General features: G+C 32.0%; 21 protein-coding genes. All 21 read left to right on the plus strand.

The annotated features are described in order from the left end of the window. Nucleotides 1-92 precede the first annotated feature (92 nt). Nucleotides 93-821 carry a hypothetical protein gene (locus AC1RRN_RS20510; RefSeq protein WP_492969084.1) on the plus strand — a complete coding sequence of 243 codons (729 nt, stop codon included), beginning with the start codon at nt 93-95 and terminating at the stop codon, nt 819-821. 56 nt (nt 822-877) lie between these two features. Continuing rightward, a complete protein-coding gene (locus tag AC1RRN_RS20515) occupies nt 878-1,813 on the plus strand; it encodes a hypothetical protein (RefSeq protein ID WP_492969085.1) in 936 nt (311 codons plus the stop codon). Between the two features lie 51 nt (nt 1,814-1,864). Next, entirely contained in the window at nt 1,865-2,752 is an 888-nt protein-coding gene (locus AC1RRN_RS20520; protein WP_492969086.1) for a hypothetical protein, read from the plus strand. A gap of 18 nt (nt 2,753-2,770) precedes the next feature. After that, nucleotides 2,771-3,730, plus strand: a complete 960-nt coding sequence (locus AC1RRN_RS20525; RefSeq protein ID WP_492969087.1) for a hypothetical protein — start codon at nt 2,771-2,773, stop codon at nt 3,728-3,730. A 1-nt stretch (nt 3,731) separates the two neighbouring features. Continuing rightward, nucleotides 3,732-4,682, plus strand: a complete 951-nt coding sequence (locus tag AC1RRN_RS20530; protein ID WP_492969088.1) for a hypothetical protein — start codon at nt 3,732-3,734, stop codon at nt 4,680-4,682. A gap of 4 nt (nt 4,683-4,686) precedes the next feature. Beyond that, nucleotides 4,687-5,613, plus strand: a complete 927-nt coding sequence (locus AC1RRN_RS20535) for a hypothetical protein (RefSeq protein ID WP_492969089.1) — start codon at nt 4,687-4,689, stop codon at nt 5,611-5,613. Further along, the gene (locus tag AC1RRN_RS20540; RefSeq protein ID WP_492969090.1) at nt 5,606-6,544 is read left to right on the plus strand and encodes a hypothetical protein; all 939 of its coding nucleotides are present in this window, start codon (nt 5,606-5,608) and stop codon (nt 6,542-6,544) included. Before AC1RRN_RS20535 ends, AC1RRN_RS20540 begins: the two co-directional genes overlap by 8 nt. A 51-nt stretch (nt 6,545-6,595) precedes the next feature. Next, the gene (locus tag AC1RRN_RS20545; RefSeq protein WP_492969091.1) at nt 6,596-7,339 is read left to right on the plus strand and encodes a hypothetical protein; all 744 of its coding nucleotides are present in this window, start codon (nt 6,596-6,598) and stop codon (nt 7,337-7,339) included. Nucleotides 7,340-7,349: 10 nt separating this feature from the next. Next, the gene (locus AC1RRN_RS20550; RefSeq protein WP_492969092.1) at nt 7,350-8,201 is read left to right on the plus strand and encodes a hypothetical protein; all 852 of its coding nucleotides are present in this window, start codon (nt 7,350-7,352) and stop codon (nt 8,199-8,201) included. Further along, complete coding sequence (locus AC1RRN_RS20555) at nt 8,201-9,193, plus strand: hypothetical protein (RefSeq protein ID WP_492969093.1); 993 nt, start codon at nt 8,201-8,203, stop codon at nt 9,191-9,193. The genes AC1RRN_RS20550 and AC1RRN_RS20555 overlap by 1 nt, the downstream gene beginning before the upstream one ends. Before the next feature lie 10 nt (nt 9,194-9,203). Beyond that, a complete protein-coding gene (locus tag AC1RRN_RS20560) occupies nt 9,204-10,067 on the plus strand; it encodes a hypothetical protein (RefSeq protein WP_492969094.1) in 864 nt (287 codons plus the stop codon). Continuing rightward, nucleotides 10,064-11,083, plus strand: coding sequence for a hypothetical protein (locus AC1RRN_RS20565; RefSeq protein WP_492969095.1), 1,020 nt, complete (start codon nt 10,064-10,066; stop codon nt 11,081-11,083). Before AC1RRN_RS20560 ends, AC1RRN_RS20565 begins: the two co-directional genes overlap by 4 nt. 6 nt (nt 11,084-11,089) lie before the next feature. Continuing rightward, nucleotides 11,090-12,142 carry a hypothetical protein gene (locus AC1RRN_RS20570; RefSeq protein ID WP_492969096.1) on the plus strand — a complete coding sequence of 351 codons (1,053 nt, stop codon included), beginning with the start codon at nt 11,090-11,092 and terminating at the stop codon, nt 12,140-12,142. Nucleotides 12,143-12,146: 4 nt separating this feature from the next. After that, nucleotides 12,147-13,148, plus strand: a complete 1,002-nt coding sequence (locus AC1RRN_RS20575) for a hypothetical protein (protein WP_492969097.1) — start codon at nt 12,147-12,149, stop codon at nt 13,146-13,148. A gap of 5 nt (nt 13,149-13,153) precedes the next feature. Next, nucleotides 13,154-14,101, plus strand: coding sequence for a hypothetical protein (locus AC1RRN_RS20580; protein WP_492969098.1), 948 nt, complete (start codon nt 13,154-13,156; stop codon nt 14,099-14,101). Between the two features lie 7 nt (nt 14,102-14,108). After that, nucleotides 14,109-14,594, plus strand: a complete 486-nt coding sequence (locus tag AC1RRN_RS20585; RefSeq protein ID WP_492969099.1) for a hypothetical protein — start codon at nt 14,109-14,111, stop codon at nt 14,592-14,594. After that, a complete protein-coding gene (locus tag AC1RRN_RS20590) occupies nt 14,591-15,874 on the plus strand; it encodes a hypothetical protein (protein ID WP_492969100.1) in 1,284 nt (427 codons plus the stop codon). Before AC1RRN_RS20585 ends, AC1RRN_RS20590 begins: the two co-directional genes overlap by 4 nt. Continuing rightward, nucleotides 15,862-16,206 carry a hypothetical protein gene (locus AC1RRN_RS20595; protein WP_492969101.1) on the plus strand — a complete coding sequence of 115 codons (345 nt, stop codon included), beginning with the start codon at nt 15,862-15,864 and terminating at the stop codon, nt 16,204-16,206. The genes AC1RRN_RS20590 and AC1RRN_RS20595 overlap by 13 nt, the downstream gene beginning before the upstream one ends. Continuing rightward, nucleotides 16,188-16,664 (plus strand): PulJ/GspJ family protein, encoded by a 477-nt coding sequence (locus AC1RRN_RS20600; protein ID WP_492969102.1) that lies wholly within the window; start codon nt 16,188-16,190, stop codon nt 16,662-16,664. Before AC1RRN_RS20595 ends, AC1RRN_RS20600 begins: the two co-directional genes overlap by 19 nt. Beyond that, complete coding sequence (locus AC1RRN_RS20605; protein WP_492969103.1) at nt 16,654-17,790, plus strand: type II secretion system F family protein; 1,137 nt, start codon at nt 16,654-16,656, stop codon at nt 17,788-17,790. Before AC1RRN_RS20600 ends, AC1RRN_RS20605 begins: the two co-directional genes overlap by 11 nt. Nucleotides 17,791-17,947: 157 nt before the next feature. Beyond that, nucleotides 17,948-21,370 carry an RHS repeat protein gene (locus AC1RRN_RS20610; RefSeq protein WP_492969104.1) on the plus strand — a complete coding sequence of 1,141 codons (3,423 nt, stop codon included), beginning with the start codon at nt 17,948-17,950 and terminating at the stop codon, nt 21,368-21,370.

A 21,370-nucleotide genomic window follows, 5' to 3' on the forward strand; every position in this document is an offset into this window, starting at 1 on the left:
AGATTTGTTAAAAAAATAGTATTAAAATTTAGTGCTCTAAAAATATTTTTTCATCAAAATAAAATTACACTATATAATTAAAAATCAGCCTTATGTTAAAAAAAATTGTTGTTTTGGCAGTGCTTATCTGTTCTGCTTGTCAGACAACCAAAATTAAAAATGAAGATTATAAATTTTCCTCTTCAGTTGTAGAATTAGGAAGCATTGGAGAAGCAAAATTATCATACAATCAAAATACATTTGAAACTAAAGCCCTGGCCAAACTTGAAAGTAATATTCGGGTTGAAATTGGCGTGGTTCCTTACAACAAAAAATTAAATAAAATCTACAAGTCAAAAGCGAAATACAACCAAAATCATAAAAAAGTAGCTTATATTGATAGTTTACCTATTAAACCCGAATTGGTAACCATTCAGATTCTGGATGTTGCGGGACTTGCAAAAGAAATAAATGCGGATTATAATGCGGACATTTTAAAATTATTGGTCAACACACAAAATTCGAAAATAATTTCAAGTCTAGCTGTTAGCTTGTCAACTGATGACATAGCAAAAATCAGACAATCTGATGCTTTTTATCTAACTAATTCTCAATATAAAAAATATACTATTGCTTTATTTAAATTAGGCAAAAAAGTAGATACTATCGATATTAATCCTGAAACTATTGTGGCATATCAGGTAAGTAAATTTTGTTGGGCATTATCAGACCGAGGCAATTATTATGTGGCAGATATTATAAAAGATCAAAATCGATGCTCAGGAATAACAACAAAAAAAATTCAAGAAAAGAAAAAATCTAAAGCTTTGTTTGACATGTAATTTTATGTTATTAAAACAATTACATCTCATTTTTAAACAATTATTGCCTATTCATTATGACTAAATTCCATCTTAACAAATACTTCTTTATTCTATTATTACTGTGTTTTATTTCGTGTGAAGAAATACTCATTGTCGATGATATTTCTTCAAAAGAAGTTGTTCTGGTTGCACCTTCCAATAATGCAACCTTATCATCATCTGGTGTGACATTTTCCTGGGAAGCTGTTGAGTATGCAGACAAATATCGCTTACAGATTGCAACGCCCAATTTTGATGCGCCACAACAATTGGTTGTGGACACTCTGGTATCAAAAAACTCTTTTACACAACAATTAAATATCGGAAAATACCAATGGCGTGTAAAGGCCGTCAACAGCGGATACGAAACAGCTTATTCTAAATGGAGTTTTGAAATATTAAATAACGATGATTTTCAAAACAATACCGTTGTATTACTTACTCCAGCCAATAATATTATTACCAAAACGGCCCTACAAAAATTATCATGGGATGCGATCATAGGAGCGACAGCTTATCAACTTCAGGTTTTAGATGAAAACAGTACAGTAGTAAAAGAGCAAAGTACAGCTGCAACCTTAATAAATTTCACTTTTGATGAAGGAAAATATACCTGGAAAGTAAGAGCTAGTAACGGAACTGCGCAAACTTTATATACTTCACGCACTATTTTGGTAGACACTAAAGCTCCCAACACTCCTACTCTATCCAGTCCGGCCAATGCAAGTACGACCACAAGTACCGATATAAATTTTCAATGGAGCAGAACTGCAATTGCCGGAAGCGCTGAAAAAGACAGTATCTATGTTTATACCGAAAGCGCTTTGACCAATTTAAATTTCAAAGATAAAGGCAATAGCCCTTACAGCAAAACCTTAACAAAAGGAACGTATTACTGGTTTGTAAAATCATTTGATGAAGCCGGAAATGAAAGCCCAAAAAGCACAGTTTTTAATTTCACTATAAATTAATAGTTAAAAACTAATCCAATTTTTTGCACAAACCTCATCCTTAAAATTTTCATGAAAAAAATCATTTCACTAAATATTGTTTTTTTTTGCATTAGCATTGTAACGAATGCACAAAATACAACTTTTAATAATGTTTCAATAGGGTTAGATTATCCTGTATATGGTACACAGATAAAAGCAAACTTCCCGGGTTACACAGGTGGCTGGAGTAGAGCTTATTTTATTACAAATGAATCTGGTAATCAATCTTTTTTTGCATTAGGTACTGCTGGTTATTCGACTAATGGAGTCTCTAGCGTTACGAGTAGTTTCATAGGAAAAGACCTGGACAACAGATACATGACATTTTTACCTAATGGAAATATTGGAATTGGAACTACAAATCCATCCAACATACAAGGTTGGAGTAAAGTACTCGATGTTGCAGGTACTCATCATTCAAAAATTTTGGCAACTGCAGAAGATGCATTGTATAAAGTGGGGATATTTTCACACAATCAGGAATGGTATGGCGGTGGCGGGTTTGTTGGAACAGAAAGCAACCATACATTGCAACTAATAACAAATTATAATGTAAAAATGTCTATACTAACTAATGGAAATGTCGGCATAGGCACCACAAACCCAACCTCAAAACTAACCGTTGCCGGTAACATAAATTCGCGTGAAGTAAAAGTAACCGTAGATGCCGGAGCTGATTTTGTTTTTGAAGACAGTTATAATTTACCTTCTCTTAAATCTGTTGATAACTACATTAAAGAAAACAAACACTTGCCTGAAATTGCTTCAGCAGCTGAAATGAAAAAAGAGGGTATTAATTTATCTGAAATGAACATCAAGCTTTTGCAGAAAATAGAAGAACTCACCCTCTACTCTATAGAACAAAATAAAAAAATTGAAGTTCTTGAGAAAAAAGTTGAAACGCTTCTAAATAAATAAATCTTAAACTATTTAAAAATGAAAAAAATACTCTTTTTTACCCTTTTAATTTGTTGTATCTCTACAAACCTTGTAGCAAAATCTTTTAACAATTATACTTCTAATATTGTAAATGTTACTGAATACGAATCCAGCGTTACTTTTCCAGCTGGGTATGTAATAGGAGATTATATTGAATTTTTAAAAGTTGCCCCAATATCTGCTGCTGCAAGTGGTAATTATCAAATCTCCATAAGTTATACCAGAAATGGTGTAGCGGCGGGTTCTACTCATGTAGCTTCAATTTCTCATTCAAATCCAGCAATGTGGAGAGAAACAGGACGCGTAAATAATAATCCATATGTAGGGACTATGGTCAATTTTACTGTTGATTGTAATACTGAATATGCTAATCCTCGTTTTAGAATTAGAGCAATAAATACATGGGGATCAACAGACACTAATCTTACTGTCTACATAAAAGTAACTTCAATAAATATAAATAGCAGTTACACTCCAATTAATAGTACAGGAAATGACTTAACTGTTTCAAAATTTCTTCCCATGACATCAGATTGGGATTTATATGTAGGAGATGTTTTTTCCGCAAATGGTGCTTCTCTTGCAATAAAAGCAATTCAAAATGGCAACGTAGGTATTGGCACAGCAATTCCAGATGAAAAACTTACGGTTAAAGGAAAAATTCACACACAAGAAGTAAGAGTTGATATGTCTGGTCCGTTAGTTCCTGATTACGTTTTTGCAAAAGATTACAAACTTAAATCTTTACAGGAAGTCGAAAATTATATTAAAGAAAACAAACATTTACCCGAAATTCCTTCTGCTCAGGAAATTGAGAAAAACGGTTTGATGCTGGCAGAAATGAATATGAATTTGCTGAAGAAAATGGAGGAAATGACACTTTATATGATTGAGCAAAATAAAAAAATTGACGATCTAAAGAAAAAAATCGAAACCATAACAAATAAATTAAACTAACATGAAAAAAATAATACTTTTTGCCTTGTTGATTACTTTATCTATTACAAAACTATCAGCAAAAACAGATAACAATAACAACTCTTTTTTATACACCACAGAATATGAAAGCAGTGTTACTTTCCCAGCTGGTTATGTTATTGGAGATTATATAGAATTTTTAAGAGTAAATCCAGCATCAGCAGGAGCAAGTGGGTATTATCAAATTTCAATTAGTTACACAAGAGGTAATGTGGCATCAGCTGCAACTCATATCGCTTCCATATCACATTCAAATCCGGCATTATGGAGAGAAACTGGCCGTATTAACAACAATCCTTATACTGGAGGAGGAACTAACTTTACTATTGACTGTAATACTGAATACGCTAATCCTCGTTTTAGAATTAGGGCTATCAATACCTTGGGAATAAACACTTCTCTTACAGTTTACATAAAAGTGACTTCACTAAATTTAAATGGTGTATTTACAACTTTAAATACTACCGGAAATGATTTAACTGTCTCAAAATTTATCCCCATGACATCAGATTGGGATTTGTATGTAGGAGATGTTTTTACAGCAAATGGTGCTTCTCTTGCAATAAAAGCCACTCAAAATGGCAATGTAGGTATTGGCACCGCAATACCAGACGAAAAACTTACGGTTAAAGGAAAAATTCACACACAAGAAGTAAGAGTTGATATGTCTGGACCGTTAGTCCCTGATTATGTTTTTGCAGAAGACTACAAACTAAAATCATTGCAAGAAGTTGAAGATTACATTAAAGAAAACAAACATTTACCTGAAATTCCATCTGCGCAGGAAATTGAAAAAAATGGTTTAATGCTGGCAGAAATGAATATGAATCTGTTGAAGAAAATAGAGGAAATGACACTTTATATGATTGAGATGAAAAAGGAGAATGAAGAAATGAAAGAAGATATTTTAAAACTAAAACAAAATAAATAGTAGTATGAAAAAAATAGTATTAATCTCAATTTTATTCATTACTTCTTTAATTTCTCACGCTCAAGTATCAGGTAGTTTTAATATTGGTGGTGATATAGATAAATTTTATCCCGTAACATTTGTAGATGGTGCTTGGTCTCAAAATGTTCCAACAAAAATTGTTATAGGCAGAAGCGATATACATCTTAATTCAACATGGAGAGGCTCATTAATGGCAACCTTTAATTATCATGTAACGGGATGGGGACATGGCTCCAATTTCATTGATGCTAATATTGTCCCTTCTAGAGGTTCTGTTGGTTATTTCATTGCCGGATGGAAAGACGCTACAGAAATGGGAACTTGTCAATGTATCATCATTTGGCTTCGTGGTGGAGGAACAACTTATTATTATCAATCAAATTTTGCGGTAAATCCAACAATATATGATGGCGTACAAAATGCATTACCTTACAATGAAGTAAATGGTCCTTCACATAGTTTTAAAACAATCATTGACGAATATGCAACCACAACAGGGACATATCAAAACCGAAATGCCTATTTCGTTGCCAACGTTGGTATCGGAACATTATCCCCAGATGAAAAACTTACGGTTAAAGGAAAGATCCATACTCAGGAAGTTAGAGTTGATATGTCCGGACCGTTAGTTCCTGATTATGTTTTTGAAGAAGACTACAAATTAAAATCATTAAAAGAAGTTGAAGATTATATTAAAGAAAACAAACACTTGCCTGAAATTCCATCCGCACAAGAAATTGAAAAGAATGGCTTGATGCTGGCAGAAATGAATATGAAATTACTCAAGAAAATTGAGGAACTAACACTTTACATAATCCAAATGAAAAACGAGAATGTGAATCAAGTCGAAATACAAAATGAAAAAATAAAAGCTCTAGAAGACAAACTAAAAAACAAAAACAATGAGTAAAAAAGTAAGGATTATATATGCGTTAATATTTTGTTTCCCATTATTTATAAATGCTCAAGCAACACCAGTAGCTGGAGATTATAAAGTAATTGATATTGGCAATAATGGTGTTGGAGATTACACGAGAAATTTAATTTTATTACATGAAATATATAATGGCACACTAATAGGCATGAACAATACTGTAGGTACAATAACTGCTTTTCGAGGTTCTGCAGGAGCTTTTAGTAGAATAAATGTTGTAGAAATAAACTCTACATCAGCTTATAGTGGTACATCAGCTTCAATTCAGTCTTTAGACAACAATAGTAACTGGCTATTAAAAACATGTCTTTATAACGGCAAAAAATATTTGGCTGTAGATGTTCCTTATATGGATGCTTACCATGATTGGGGGTTTAAATTTGCAGGATGGACAAGATCAACTGGTGAGAACATGAAATCTATAGCCTATCAAACCAATGGCCAACCAGTAAATACTAACGTTCTTTCAAACATTCAGGATTACACTCCAAATATGAATGAAACACATATGGTAAATAATTTTTTAGTAATGGGTAATAATGTTGGTATTGGAACTATGTCGCCAGACGAAAAATTAACCGTAAAAGGAAAAATTCACACACAAGAAGTAAGAGTTGATATGTCTGGGCCGTTAGTTCCTGATTATGTTTTTGCAGAAGACTACAAATTAAAATCACTAAAAGATGTCGAAAATTATATTAAGGAAAATAAACATTTACCTGAAATTCCATCAGCACAAGAAATTGAAAAAAATGGTTTAATGCTGGCAGAAATGAATATGAATTTGTTGAAGAAAATGGAAGAAATGACACTTTATATGATTGATTTCAAAAAAGAAATGGAGACACTGAAAAAAGAAAACAAAATTCAGGAAGAAGAAATCCAAAAATTAAAAAAAATAAAATAAGATTTGATTTTTTAATTCTATTAAAAATTTAATTAACCCTAATCTTAACCAATGAAAAAAATTATTAAAATTATTTGTTCTAGTTTATTTCTTTTCTCTATAGTTACAAATGCACAAACATTAACCGCCACCCAGCTACAAAATGCAAGAGCAACAGGTTATGCTATAGTAGCAGCAAAAAATCCAGGCAAAAGCTTGTCTGTTTATATGATAAAATGGGATGGTGTCCATGATTTAGAATATAATGCCAATACTCAAATCAATCCTCTTTGGCATGCACAAGCAGCAATTAAAGGGAATTTTTTCAGTCAGACATTTGATGGAAATGATTTTTCTACTTATAGCTCTGTAGTTGTAAGTCAGTCTGAATTTGATGCGTATAAAAGTACTGGATCTGATTGGTGGATTGTTTGTTCCTATTTACCCGCATTTAGTAATTCAAGTGTTTCGCTTTCAGATAATGGAAATCTAGGAATTGGTACAACCAATCCAGACGAAAAACTAACCGTAAAAGGAAAAATCCATACCCAAGAAGTAAAGGTTGATATGCTGGGACCACTTGTTCCTGATTATGTTTTTGCAGAAGATTACAAACTTAAATCATTGCAGGAAGTCGAAGATTACATCAAAGAAAACAAACATTTACCTGAAATTCCTTCAGCGCAGGAAATCGAAAAAAATGGTTTAATGCTGGCAGAAATGAATATGAATTTGTTGAAGAAAATGGAAGAGATGACGCTTTATATAATTGAACAAAACAAACGAATAGAAAAACTTGAAAAACAGCAAAAATAAAAACTCAATCATGAAATTTTTTACTCTTAAACAAACTTTAATTTTACTTCTACTATTATATTCTTCAATATTTTATAGTCAAAATTTTCCAATCGTGGGATTTGGAGACGCAGCAAATTATACCATTGGGTATTATACTGTTCCAGGTTCATCAGGATTAGATTTACATTGGTATGGAGGAATACGCTTTGGAGATAATACAAGTAATAGCGTTATGCAAATTACTTATGGTAAAGTTGGGATTGGGATTGAAAACCCACTTTTTAAACTTGATGTCAATGGAACTGTAAATATTACTAGTGAAAATAACGGAGGAGGATTACGATTTAATTCAGCTTCCAATGGACAATCCAATTCTAGAAATTGGCTAATATCTTCAGATGGCTACGCTTATGGAGATCTAGTTTTTAAATCATCACTAACCTCTATTGGAAATCCGGATCAAACAAGCTTAATCATTAAATCAAATGGTAATGTAGGCGTTGGTACAGTAATTCCAGACGAAAAACTAACTGTAAAAGGAAAAATCCATACTCAGGAAGTTCGCGTCGATATGTCTGGACCACTTGTTCCTGACTATGTTTTTGCAGAAGATTACAAACTTAAATCATTGCAAGAAGTTGAAGATTATATCAAGAAAAATAAACATTTACCTGAAATTCCATCGGCACAAGAAATTGAAAAAAATGGTTTAATGCTGGCTGAAATGAATATGAATTTGTTAAAGAAAATGGAAGAGATGACGCTGTATATGATTGAGATGAAAAAGGAAAATGAATTACAAAAAAATCTTTTAAAAGTTCAGGATGAAAAAATTCAACAACTTGATAATAAAATCAATCAAATTCTAAAACTGAAATAATGAAAAACTTATTTGTAGCAATTTTAGCATTCTTTTTTTTTAATATAACTTCATCGCAAACAACAATAAATCAAAATGGTGTACAAACTACTGTCATAAGTTTATTATCAGCTCAAACTACCCAGGCAAAAAGTTTTGAAATAGCCAATGTTGGTTATAATTCTTTTCATTGGCAATATGGAGGATTGATAATAATAGAAATCTATCAAGCCTATTTTTCTACTGATTATCAAAAATACATTATTGAAAATGGTTTTGAGCAAGGTGTTAATTCCGGTTCTCCAGTTCTTAAATTAGTAGAATCGCAGGGAATACAGCATTTGGGTAAAATTACCTTAGGCACTCCTGTTGACTTAAGTTCGACATTTGGCGGCTATATAAACAAACAACTACCAATATTATTTAATGTTCAAAATTATGCTGTTTATAATATTAAAATTACTTACACACAATCAAAATTAAATAACATAGATGGTCCTAATCAAATAAAAATAAATGAAACTCCTATCGGTGTAAACATTCCAGATTTTTCTGTTCCAACAGAATTAAATACCAATCTTATCACAAACGGTCTTTTAAGGATAAGTGGGCAAGGGAATCATTATGTACAAAACGGAAATTTTGGTATTGGCACAACAAATCCAACTTCAAAACTTACTGTCGCAGGAAACATAAACTCTCGTGAAGTAAAAGTTACCGTAGATGCCGGAGCCGATTTTGTTTTTGAAAATGATTATAATTTACCATCACTGGATTCTGTTGATAAATACATCAAAGAAAACAAACATTTGCCTGAAATTGCTTCTGCGGATGAAATGAAAAAAGATGGAATTAATTTATCTGAAATGAATATTAAACTTTTGCAGAAGATTGAGGAACTAACACTCTATTCTATTGAACAAAATAATAAAATCATTAAGCTTGAAGAACAAAACAAAAAATTAATTGATTTAGAAAAACGACTAGAAAAAATAGAATCAAATTCAAAATAAAAACTTATAAATGACTAAAAAAACAGCCTTTTCCATAATTGCATTTGGATTATTTAGTTTTTTCGCAAAAGCACAAACTTATTTTCCGCTACTAAATGTAGAAACAAATTTACAGTCTTTTTCAGGAATAAATGGACAATGGATCGCTGTCGCTCCAACAAACAATAATCTAGGTTCGATTTACTATCAAGGTTTAAATTTTGGGTTTGATACAAACAATTATGCGAGTATTGTAAATGGTGTCGGAACGAATGACTTTTACTTGGGCAGATGGGACTATGAATGGAAAGGGTGGAATAAAATATGGCATTCAGGAAATTTAAATAACCCAACTACTGATTTTACAGCAAAAACGCTAAATACTTCAAGAATTAATTTAAGTGTTCCGGGAAGCCAAGATTTAATAGATGCTTTTACTATCGATGTAAGCTCTTTTGGAACTGCAGAAAATGCTGCAAGAAGCAGTTACTTTAGGGTTAGAGATATTGGTGCTGGTTATGCCACTCCTTTTATTATAAAAGGAAATGGATATGTAGGCATAGGTACTACGAATCCTACTTCTTTACTTACTGTCGCAGGAAACATAAATTCTCGTGAAGTAAAAGTAACTGTAGATGCCGGTGCTGATTTTGTTTTTGAAAAAGATTACAATTTACCTTCTCTGGATTCTGTTGATAAATACATCAAAGAAAACAAGCATCTTCCTGAAGTTGCTTCTGCTGATCAAATGAAAAAAGATGGAATTAATTTGTCTGAGATGAATATCAAACTTTTGCAAAAGATTGAGGAGATGACTCTTTATATGATTGAACAGAATAAATCTATTGAAGAATTAAAACAAGAAATAAAAGATATCAAATTAAAAAATAAATGAAAAAAATATACTTTTTAATCAGTACTCTAATTGCAACGAGCGCCTTTTCACAGATTAATTCTCCCAATGGCACTAATATTTTTTCCTATAATGGTTTAGCCGATATAACTTTTAGATTTACAGAAAGAGGCTCTGGAGGGAGAGCATTAGTCCATGCTCCAAATAATACTCTAACATTAAATTATGGAGGAGATTTCACGGGTGGAACTTACATTGGTAATGATGTGTTTTTTAAAGATGGAGGAAACTCGTTTATATATTCGGGAAATTTTGGAATAGGAACTCCCTCACCTACTGGAACTTTAGAGTTACAAAAACTAAATTCAAATTTGGTATTTGATTTAAATACTAATGGAATTTCGCGAATAATAAGCAAAGGGTGGAATGCAAATATTGACATGCATACTTTTCAAATTAATGGTGTTGAAAATTTTAATCAATTACACTTAAACACTAACGGTTACGTAGGAATAGGAAATTCTGCACCTGATGCGCCTTTAACAGTTTATGGTATTTCAAATTTCTATCCCATTAGAATAGGCCCTGGAGATGGAAGACAATTTTCAATTAAACACTACTTTTCTAATCCTACTTTCATTAGTAATCAATATCCTGTTGTTATCGGTACAGGTGGAGGCAATCAACCCTTAATTCTCGATGCGGCAAGAATTGGTATTGGTACTACAAACCCTTCATCTATGCTTACCGTTGCCGGAAACATAAACTCTCGTGAAGTAAAAGTAACTGTAGATGCCGGAGCCGATTTTGTTTTTGAAAACAACTACAATTTACCTTCTCTGGATTCTGTAGATAAATACATCAAAGAAAATAAACATTTGCCTCAAATTGCTTCTGCTGAAGAAATGAAAAAAGATGGAATTAATTTATCTGAAATGAATATAAAGCTTTTGCAGAAGATTGAGGAGGTGACGCTTTATATGATTGAAATGAAAAAGGAAAATGAAAGACAAAATGAAGAAATAAAAATTTTGAAAACTAAACTCTATTCTAAATAAAAAAACATGAAAATAACAATAATTATAGCTTCTCTTTTTATTACTTCAATTTTATCTGCACAACAAATTGGTGATGGCCGCGCTATAGAAATTACAGATTTTTCAGCTCCGCTAAAATCAGGAGCTTATCAGGGGTCGCTACCAATTGGATTGAATCCTGACACACAAGTATATGGATGGCAACATTTATTTGTAATAAGACATTCTAATGATGCAAATAATCACCAATTACAGCTATCCTCATCTTATACAATGAATGATCGATTGTTTTTTAGAAAAATTGCTGGAGGACTTGAGCCTAATAATCCCACTTGGATAGAATTAGCAACTAGGGGGAGTAATAGTTTTATTGGTGACCAGTATATTAGTGGTAACTTAGGGCTAGGAACTCCTACTCCATCTTTTTATCAACATGGTGGAAATAATAAAGTTCTTGAAATATATAATCCCAATACTGCTATACACTCTCAATCTCATATTGTAATATCTTCAGGATCAGTTATTGCAAATAGCTCTATAGGAAGTATCACCTGGGCCGTTCCAAATGCCAGCAATAAATCAGTGGCGTATCTAGGTGTAATAACTACCGAAAACTCTACAAGTTCGAATCCGGGTGCTGATATGGTTTTTGCAACAAAAAGTGTTAGCAATAGTAATTGGGCTGAGCAAATGAGAATCAATAGCATTGGAAATGTTGGTATTGGTACCACAAATCCAACTTCAAAACTTACTGTTGCTGGAAACATAAATTCTCGCGAAGTAAAAGTAACCGTAGACGCCGGCGCTGATTTTGTTTTTGAAAACAACTACAATTTACCTTCTCTGGATTCTGTTGACAAATACATCAAAACGAACAAACATTTACCTGAAATTGCTTCTGCTGATGAAATGAAAAAGAATGGCATTAATTTATCTGAAATGAATATTAAATTATTACAGAAGATTGAGGAAATGACTTTGTATATGATTGAAATGAAAAAGGAAAATGAAGAAATCAGAAAAGAAAATAAAGAAATGAAGAAAGATATATCACTATTAAAATTAAACCAAAATAAATAGAAGAATGAAAAAATTACTTTTGTTAGTCTCGCTATTTTCACTACAAACAAATTTTGCTCAAAATACATATCCGACAACTGGTAACTTAAATTTTGACACAAGTTTAAAAATAGGTAATCAAATATCTACTGTTGCAGATGGTGAAATCGTACGTTTGTCACTTGTACCATATCGTCATACTGGTGGTCCCTGGAATTTTAAATCCCGAGATAATGGTAGTCTAGCTTTTTTTGACATTGATTACGGTGCAACCGGATCAGCTTTAACAATTACTAGCGATAAAAACATAGGAATTGGCACTTTAACTCCTACAGCAAAATTTGAAGTTACAAAATCATCAATAGCAGATAATAATGAAATCATTGCATCCCTGACAAGATTTGCCTCAGGAACTGGTGGAAGCAGTATAGTAAGATTTGGTTATCATAATACCTGCGATTTTGAAGTTAATTCCGGCTATACTAATGCCGGCAGTCGTTTTGGAACCTACTTTGATCTTAATATTGTAAACAATCATGCTGGAGGTGCACACGGCGGAATTAATTTCGTAACAAACTCAAGTGTAAAAATGGCTATAAATGTAAACGGAAATATTGGTATTGGCACATCAACTCCAGATGCAAAACTAGCTGTTAATGGAACAATCCATTCAAAAGAAGTAAAAGTAGATATGCTAGGATGGCCAGATTATGTCTTCAAAAAAGAATACAATTTACCAACACTTCAGGAAGTTGAAAAACATATCAAAGAAAAAGGTCATTTGAAAAATATTCCAAGCGAAGAAGAAGTTTTAAAAAACGGAATTAATTTGGGCGAGATGAATGCGAAACTGCTTCAGAAAATTGAAGAGCTTACCCTTTATATAATTCAACAAGAAAAAAAGAATACGCTACAAACTTTAGAAATTGAAAATTCTAAAAATGAAATTGAAATATTAAAAAAGGAAAATGAATCTTTTAAAAGTATTTTAGAAAGATTGTACCAAATTGAACAAAAATTAAAATAAATAATATGAAACTCAAATTTACTTTAGTATTTTTCCTTTTTATAGCATATGTAAATGCTCAAATTTATACACCAACTGGTACAATTCAAGGAGTATCTTCTAATAATAATATCGGTATTGGAATAAGTACACCAAACGCAAGAGTAGATATTTCAGATTTAACAGCAGGAGTTGGAACAGCAGTTATGTTAGGAATAGGTGAGCGTGGATATCATTCTTCTTCATATGGATTTAGATTTAAAACCGACAATTCAACCGGCGTACTATCGCTATTTGGAGTTAACGCAACGGTAGAAACAGCATCTTTATTTAATATATCCAGAATAACAGGTAATGTGGGTATTGGAACTTATACGCCGGAATATACATTAGATGTACTAGGAAGCATTGGTGTAGGTGGTGTAAGTGTTAATGCAAATACAACAAAAATATTTTTAAGAAATCCTGCTGGTAAAACTTGGGCAGTAAGTTCTGGTGCAAACATGGTAACACAATCTAGTTTTTCTATTTATAATTGGACTGACAATCAAAGTTCACCATACTTTCATATTGATGTTAATGGAAATATAGGAATTGGCACTGTTATTCCTGATACAAAGTTGGCTGTAAATGGTACCATACATACAAAAGAAGTCAAAGTTGATCTTCAAAGTCCTATGAGCGTACCCGATTATGTTTTTGCAAATGATTATAAATTAAGATCATTGGAAGAAGTGGAAACTTATATAAAAGAAAACAACCATTTACCTGAAATACCTTCAGCCAAGGAAATTGAAAAAAATGGATTAATGTTAGCCGAAATGAATATGGGATTATTAAAGAAAATAGAAGAATTAACATTATACAGCATCGAGCAAAACAAAAAAATTGAAGTGCAAAATAAAGAAATTGAATCTTTAAAAGAGTTAGTTTTGCGAGTGACAAAACTAGAAAATGAATTAGCCCGAAAATAAGCTATCAATGAAAAATAAAAAAAACATATATATTCTTTTACCTCTTGTATTGTTTGTTTGGGGTGCGGTTTTATATCAGGTTTTTTCTTTTACAAAATCAGATGAAATACCTGCTTTAAACAATTCAGAATTCACTATCAAACCACTAAAAATTAATAAAAAAGAATCTTTTGCTATTAATGTCAATTATAGAGATCCCTTTTTAGGAAAAATGTATGCTCCACAAAGTGCATCAAACACTAAAGCAAAATCTTCTAAAACAGTAAAAGAATCAAAACCAAAAGAGACTTTAGTGTGGCCCACTATTCTCTACAAAGGCATGATATCAGATTCGAAAGAAAAAAAGAAAATTTTCATGATTATCATCGATAATAAAAATTACTACATGAAAATTGGCGATACTGAAAATGAAATTTTCTTAAAAAGCGGGGATAAGGAATCTATTTATGTTAAATACAAAGGCAACTTAAATCTTATAATGCTTCAAGATTGAAACTAAAGCTAAAACTTAAATCGGGTGCCTTACAATTTACTGTTTTTATAGCGGTATTAATCGCGCTTCTTTTGACGGGATTAATACTGTATGCCTATACTTTTATTTATATGAAAGAACAGTCAAAAGGGGCTATCGAAAATATTCAATTGGCTGATATTGGTATTCAATCACTCTTAGAACAAAAAGAACTTAATTTAGATACGGTTCAAATTGATTTTATCAAAAAAGAAAATCAATCTATAAAAACCAACTTATCACAATGGGGAATTTTTCAAAAAGGTATTGTCGTAACGCAATTCCGCAAAAAAAAATTCATCAAAACTGCCCTAATTGGGTCTCTTATAAATGCTGACCTTTCTCCTACTCTGTTTTTAAAAGAAACACATAATGCCTTAACCGTTGTTGGAACTACAAGTATCAGAGGAATTGCATACTTGCCAATTCAAGGTGTAAATTCAGGCTATATAGCAGGAAACAGCTATTATGGTTCTCAGCTTATTTATGGAGTAATTAAAAAAAGTACTGCAGAATTACCTAAGCCTGAAAAAACGGTTTTAGAAACTCTCGACAATTATATTAAAATATACAAAATTGAAAATCAAGAAGATTATATAAACTTAGATTCAAACTCCAGAATAGTCAATTTATTTAAATCCAGGACAAAAGGATATTATTCTCAAAATCCAATTGTATTGGAGAATAAAATTATTTCCGGCAATATTATTATTAAATCAGAAACTTCAATTAAAATTAAAAAAACAGCATTACTTACAGATATAATTTTAATTGCGCCGATTATAGAAATTGAAGATGAAACAACGGGAAGTTTTCAGGCGTTGGCCTCGAAAAAAATTACAATGGGTAAAAAATGCAATTTAAATTATCCGTCGGCTTTGATGCTTTCTCAGGACAACAAAAATAGTGCTAATGAAATTTCGACAATTCCATTTGACAATCAAATTTTTATTGATGCAGGAAGTATTGTTAGAGGAACTGTATGTTATCTTCAAACCAAAGAAATTGCAGATTTTCAAACTCAGATTGTTTTAGAAAAAGAAGCCAAAATAAAAGGTCAGGTATATTGTAATGGTAACTTTGAAATAAGAGGAACTGTTTCGGGATCCGTTTACACCAAACAATTTGTAGCCAATCAATCGGGGTCTATTTTTATGAATCATGTCTACAATGCCACTATTGAAAACGAAACTATACCAAAAATTTATGGAGGTATAATTCTGGAACAGGAACCTAAAACAGTTTTGAAATGGTTATACTAAAAAAAGTAAAATCAGCAACTTTGATAGAAGCTCTTGTGGCTACCGTACTCATTGTAATCATATTTGTAATTGCAAGTCTGGTTTTGAATAATTTGGTTTTGAATACTTTTTCTAAAAACACGCATGCTATTGAAACCAGAATGAATGAACTTGAATATCAAATTCAGAATAATGTTATAAAATTACCTTATCAGGAAGATTATAAAGGTTGGAATATTAACATCAATCTCGAGGCGGTCGCATCAAAAAAGATGATTTTAATTGAAGCAACAAACAATGCTTCAAAAAAAGAAATACTAAAGCAACAAGTACTATGGCAGCAGGAAAATTAAAATCGTTTACACTGGCCGAATTATTAGTTGTTATGATTATTACAGCTATTGTAATAGGAATGGCATTTAGCGTTTTACGTTTGGTACAAAAGCAAATTCATACGATTCAGACCAATTTTGAAAAAACGAGCACATTAGTTCTTTTCGAACAAAAACTGTGGCAAGACTTTAATGAACCTCATAAAATAATATATGACGATCAAAAGCAAATTTTAATAATGACCTCAGAAATAGATACTGTTATGTATTCTTTTCAGGAAAAATATACAATGCGAAATCTGGATACTATTAAATTGAAGATTAACCCAAATAAAGTTTTTTTTAAAGGAAAAGAAATAAAAGCCGGAACTGTTGATGCTATTACATTATGGGCAGAAACAGAACTTCCCGACTATCAAATTTTTGTTTCTAAAAAAAATGATGTAACCCTTTTTATGAATCAGGAAAATGGCCTTTAAAATAGAAAATACCCCAAATAAAAAAGCAATTCAGCCTACAAGTCCGAATAGCATTGAAGCGCTACTGAAAAAAGAAATTACTTTTTTTGGAGAAAGTTTTAATAATAAAAAGAAACAGGCTTTTTATCAGGAACTTGCTGTCCTGTTAAAAGCCGGAGTAAGTTTTAAAGAAGGATTATCGCTAATCGTAGAATCATTAAAGAAAAATGCCGATAAAGAATTGATTCAGTCGATACTAAATCAAGTAGTAAACGGAAAACCATTTTCTGACGCTTTAGCAGCTTCTAAATCATTTACAGAATACGAATATTATTCCATTCAAATTGGTGAAGAAACCGGAACAACAGCACAAGTTTGTAATGAACTCGGTCATTTCTTTGAACGAAAAAATGAGCAAAAACGAATTATCGTGGCAGCACTTACCTACCCTTCTATTGTTTTAAGTACTGCGGTTTTGGTTGTTGTTTTTATGTTGAGTTATGTGGTTCCCATGTTTCAGGATATCTTCAAACAAAACAATATGGAATTGCCTTTTTTAACTCAGATAATCGTAAAATTATCTGTGGCAACAAAAACCTATGGAATTTATTTTTTATTGGCTATTGCTGCTTTTGTTTTCTCCACACAATTCTTTAAAGACAATGCTAAATACAAACGAACCTTACATTACTTTTTAATTAAAATTCCGGTGTTAGGCACTTTTATGACAAAGGTTTATCTGGCACAATTTACCCAGGCTGTAACTTTGCTGACAACTGCCAAAGTTCCTTTATTGAATAGTATACAAATGGTCAAAAAAATGATTCATTTTGTGCCACTGCAAGAAGCACTTGAACAAGTTGAACAAAGTATTTTAAAAGGGAACAGCCTAAGTTCGAGTTTAAAAAACACGCCGCTTTTCGATAACCGAATTATCTCCCTTGTAAAAGTAGCCGAAGAAACCAACCAAACCGAATATGTCTTCAAACAACTAAGCGAACAATACAATCAGGAAGTAGTACAGCAATCTAAAATTATGACTACAGTTTTAGAACCTTTTATTATTCTTTTTGTCGGAGTTTTGGTGGCTGTTTTATTGGTTGCTATGTATTTGCCTATGTTTCAATTGAGTAGTGCGATTTCATAATTATGTCACAAAAATCATTAAAGCATCCTTATTAACAATTAAGAATAGTTTTGTTAATAGTTAATTAATCAAACTAGGTCAAACTCAAAAATTATTGATTAAAATTGTATTTTCTTACAAAAAAACTAAACACAGAGACCCTTATAAAAGCGACAATATGCCTAAAACAACTACTCTAAAATTATTTTACTTAATTGCCTTATTTACAAATTCAGTATTTTCTCAAGTAACAAAAGATATACCGAATTATTTTCCTGTAAGTCCTAATGCAGCCTCTTTTGCTAAACAGGGTCTGTTTCCCGTTGATTATTCTACCGGAAAAATTAATATTGGTATTCCACTTTATACTATTAAAACTAAAGAACTCACTGTTCCAATTGACATTAGTTATAATAGTGCAGGTATCCAGCTTGATGAACTTGCTTCATGGGTTGGTTTAGGTTGGAATTTGAATGCCGGTGGAGCTGTTGTCAGAAATGTAAAAGGAATTCCTGATAATGGAAATGCTATACCAAATATAGCGAATTCACCTTTTACTGCCGTTGGTTATAATACTCTATACAATCAATTTAATCCTTATTGGACAGGAGGAGGAAGTGATTCTGCTTATGATGAGTTTATTGTTAATGCTCCAGGATTATCTGGCACTTTTTATTTCGTAAATAATCAAGCTGTATTTAAGGATTTACAAAATACTATAGTTCGAACATCATCAGTTAACAACAAATTATTAATTAATACATTAACTTTAGAAATAATTAAAGATGATGGAACAACATATCGTTTTGGACAGAGTCTGGATGGATATAATGCTAATGAAATTATACACAACAATTCAGATATTTATAAACCTGATTATGTTTCATCTTGGTATCTTACTGAAATTATTCCCGCAAACAGTAAAAGTCCAAATGATATTGTATATTTTAAATACAAACTGCTTGACAATACCACAGATTATGCAATAATTGTAGGAGAACAATTAGTAGACAATAATATTACGTCCAGTTATCCACCAGCTTTAAAATCAATTGTACCTGACATAACGCGTTCTAATAAACAATTTTTAACCTCAATTAATTTTAACAATGGAATAGTTGAATTTTCTTCTACTCAAAACAGAATAGATCTAATTGAGGATTATAAGCTGGATAAAATAAGTGTATTTTCATTAAAAGGAATTGTAAAAACTTTGATTCAAGAATATGGATTTGTTTATGATTACTATTCAAGATATGGAGGATTTACAACGGGTTATAATATACCCTCAAGCTATTATAGTGAAAAAAATACTAAAGGAAGAACAAAATCATTAAAATTAAATCAAATAACAAATAATCTACTTGGTGTCAGTCATAAATTTGAATATGAAGGTACTCAATTACCTGAAAGAGGAACTACCAAAAAAGATTATTGGGGATATATTAATGCCAATACAGGTAACCTTTCACCTCCCACAATAATAAGGCGTCAATCAGAATTTGCACCTCAAAATGTTGTTTTCACAGTCGGAAATGGAAACAGAAGTTCAGATGAAAATTTAATGAAATCAGGTATCTTACAAAAAATTACTTACCCTGAGGGAGGCTATTCTATTTTTGAGTATGAAACAAATCGATATACAGAAAATGTAACCACACCAACAATTGTTTCTAGAAGCGCTTCAGTGGTTGCCTATGGAAGCGGCTGTAATGCAAATTATGGTCCAAATACAAAAAGCACAACATTTACTCCTGTAAATTATGTTTCGGGAAGTGGAAAATTAAATATTTCCTTTATGGCGGCTACACAAGAATCAGGAGGAACTACAAATGTGAAATATGATAGTGAAACTTTTCAAAGACCATTACCTTTTACAACTGGAGGTTCATTTGAATATTCAAGAGAATTTGGAAGTTCTACTCACTCACTATATGCAGCAGAATATCGATCTGGTCAAATTAGCGCTTACGGATGTCCTTTAACTACTATTACTGCCTCTTGGAAAGAAAATTCTGGCAGTGTTACTACTCCAACAGTAAAACTTATTGGAGGATTACGTATCGTTTCAATTAAAAATTATGATGGAAAAGAACTTACCACTCCTTCTTTCTCTAAAATATTTCAATATGAAGACCCAAATGTAATTGTAAGAGAAGGAAATGGGAGCTTTGTAAGAGGGGTATTTGCTCAAAATGCTAAGTCTGATGTCCTGCCAATTTTCTCAACCTCTTCAATATTTGATAATAATAATGGCGGATCCCCTGCTATTACATACGGAAAAGTTACTGAATTTGATTTCAATACCAATACTAATCAAAACAATGGTAAAACAGAATATTTCTTTCAAAATATTCCTTCAGAGCGTATATTTGATATAAGTGCCGCAAGTCTTCCAACAGTTTTTAAAAGTCCAGGCTTTAATCCAAATTTAACCGATGGGTCTGGAAATATGGTCGCTAATATAACGCTTCCTTTAAGTTTTCTAGCCGATTTCAATTTTTATAAAAATGATCAATGGAATCGCGGATCACTATTAAAAACAAATATTTACAAGGCTGGTGCAACTGCAAACACATACAAAATAATTCGCAGCATTGCTAATCAATACACAATATTGGCACAATCGACATTACCTTACAATATTGTATTTAACAACTTCCCTTCTCAAGTATTTCCGGGAGATAATCTTGGTTCTTTCAATTTGCCATACAATCAGTCTAATGATTTTCATTCTGGACAATTTTATTATGCAGTTGGACAGACCTCTCAAGGTAAAAAACAAATTATAAGCACTATTGAAACAGATTACGACGCCAATGAGAACCCTACAAACCAAAAAACAACTACTTATGGTTATGAAAATCCAGCGCATTATCAGGTAACAAAAACGGAAACTACAAACAGTAAAAATGAAATTTTGAGAACACAACTGAGTTATCCTCAGGATTTGGTTTCAGCTGGCCAAACTACAGAAATGCAAAAACTGGTAACCCAAAACAAAATTAACAAACCTGTTAAAACGGAAACTTTTGTCAGCAATGTACAGACCTCCGAGTCCATAACCAAATATGAAGAAAGCACATCTACTGGAAATGCACTTCTGCCAAAAGAAATTCACTCTTCAAAAGGAACTGTCGAGACTTTCCCTTTTAGTGCTGCCAATCGCAAAATAAGTTTTAATTTATATGATTCTGATCTTGTAAACGGGGTTTCGGTCGGGAATGGAAACGTACTGGAATATTCTCTTGAAAACGGCACTCCAGTTTCCATTATCTGGGGATATAATAAAACTCAGCCTATTGCCAAAATAGAAAACGCAACTTTTACTCAGGTTTCAGCATACGTTGCAAATCTGCAGAATATTTCAAACACGGGAACTGAGGCCAGCCTAATTGCGGCTCTTAATACATTACGATCTTCTCTGCCTGGTGCTATGATCACCACATATACCTATATTCCGCTTCTGGGTGTCAGTACCATTACAGATCCTAAAGGAGATATGATCACTTACACTTATGACACTGCAGGTAGATTGCAATTCGTTAAAGATGCCCAAGGCAACCTGCTTTCTGAAAACCAATATCACTATAAAAACTAA

The sequence above is a fragment of the Flavobacterium sp. GW821-FHT11G01 genome, assembly GCF_058808175.1.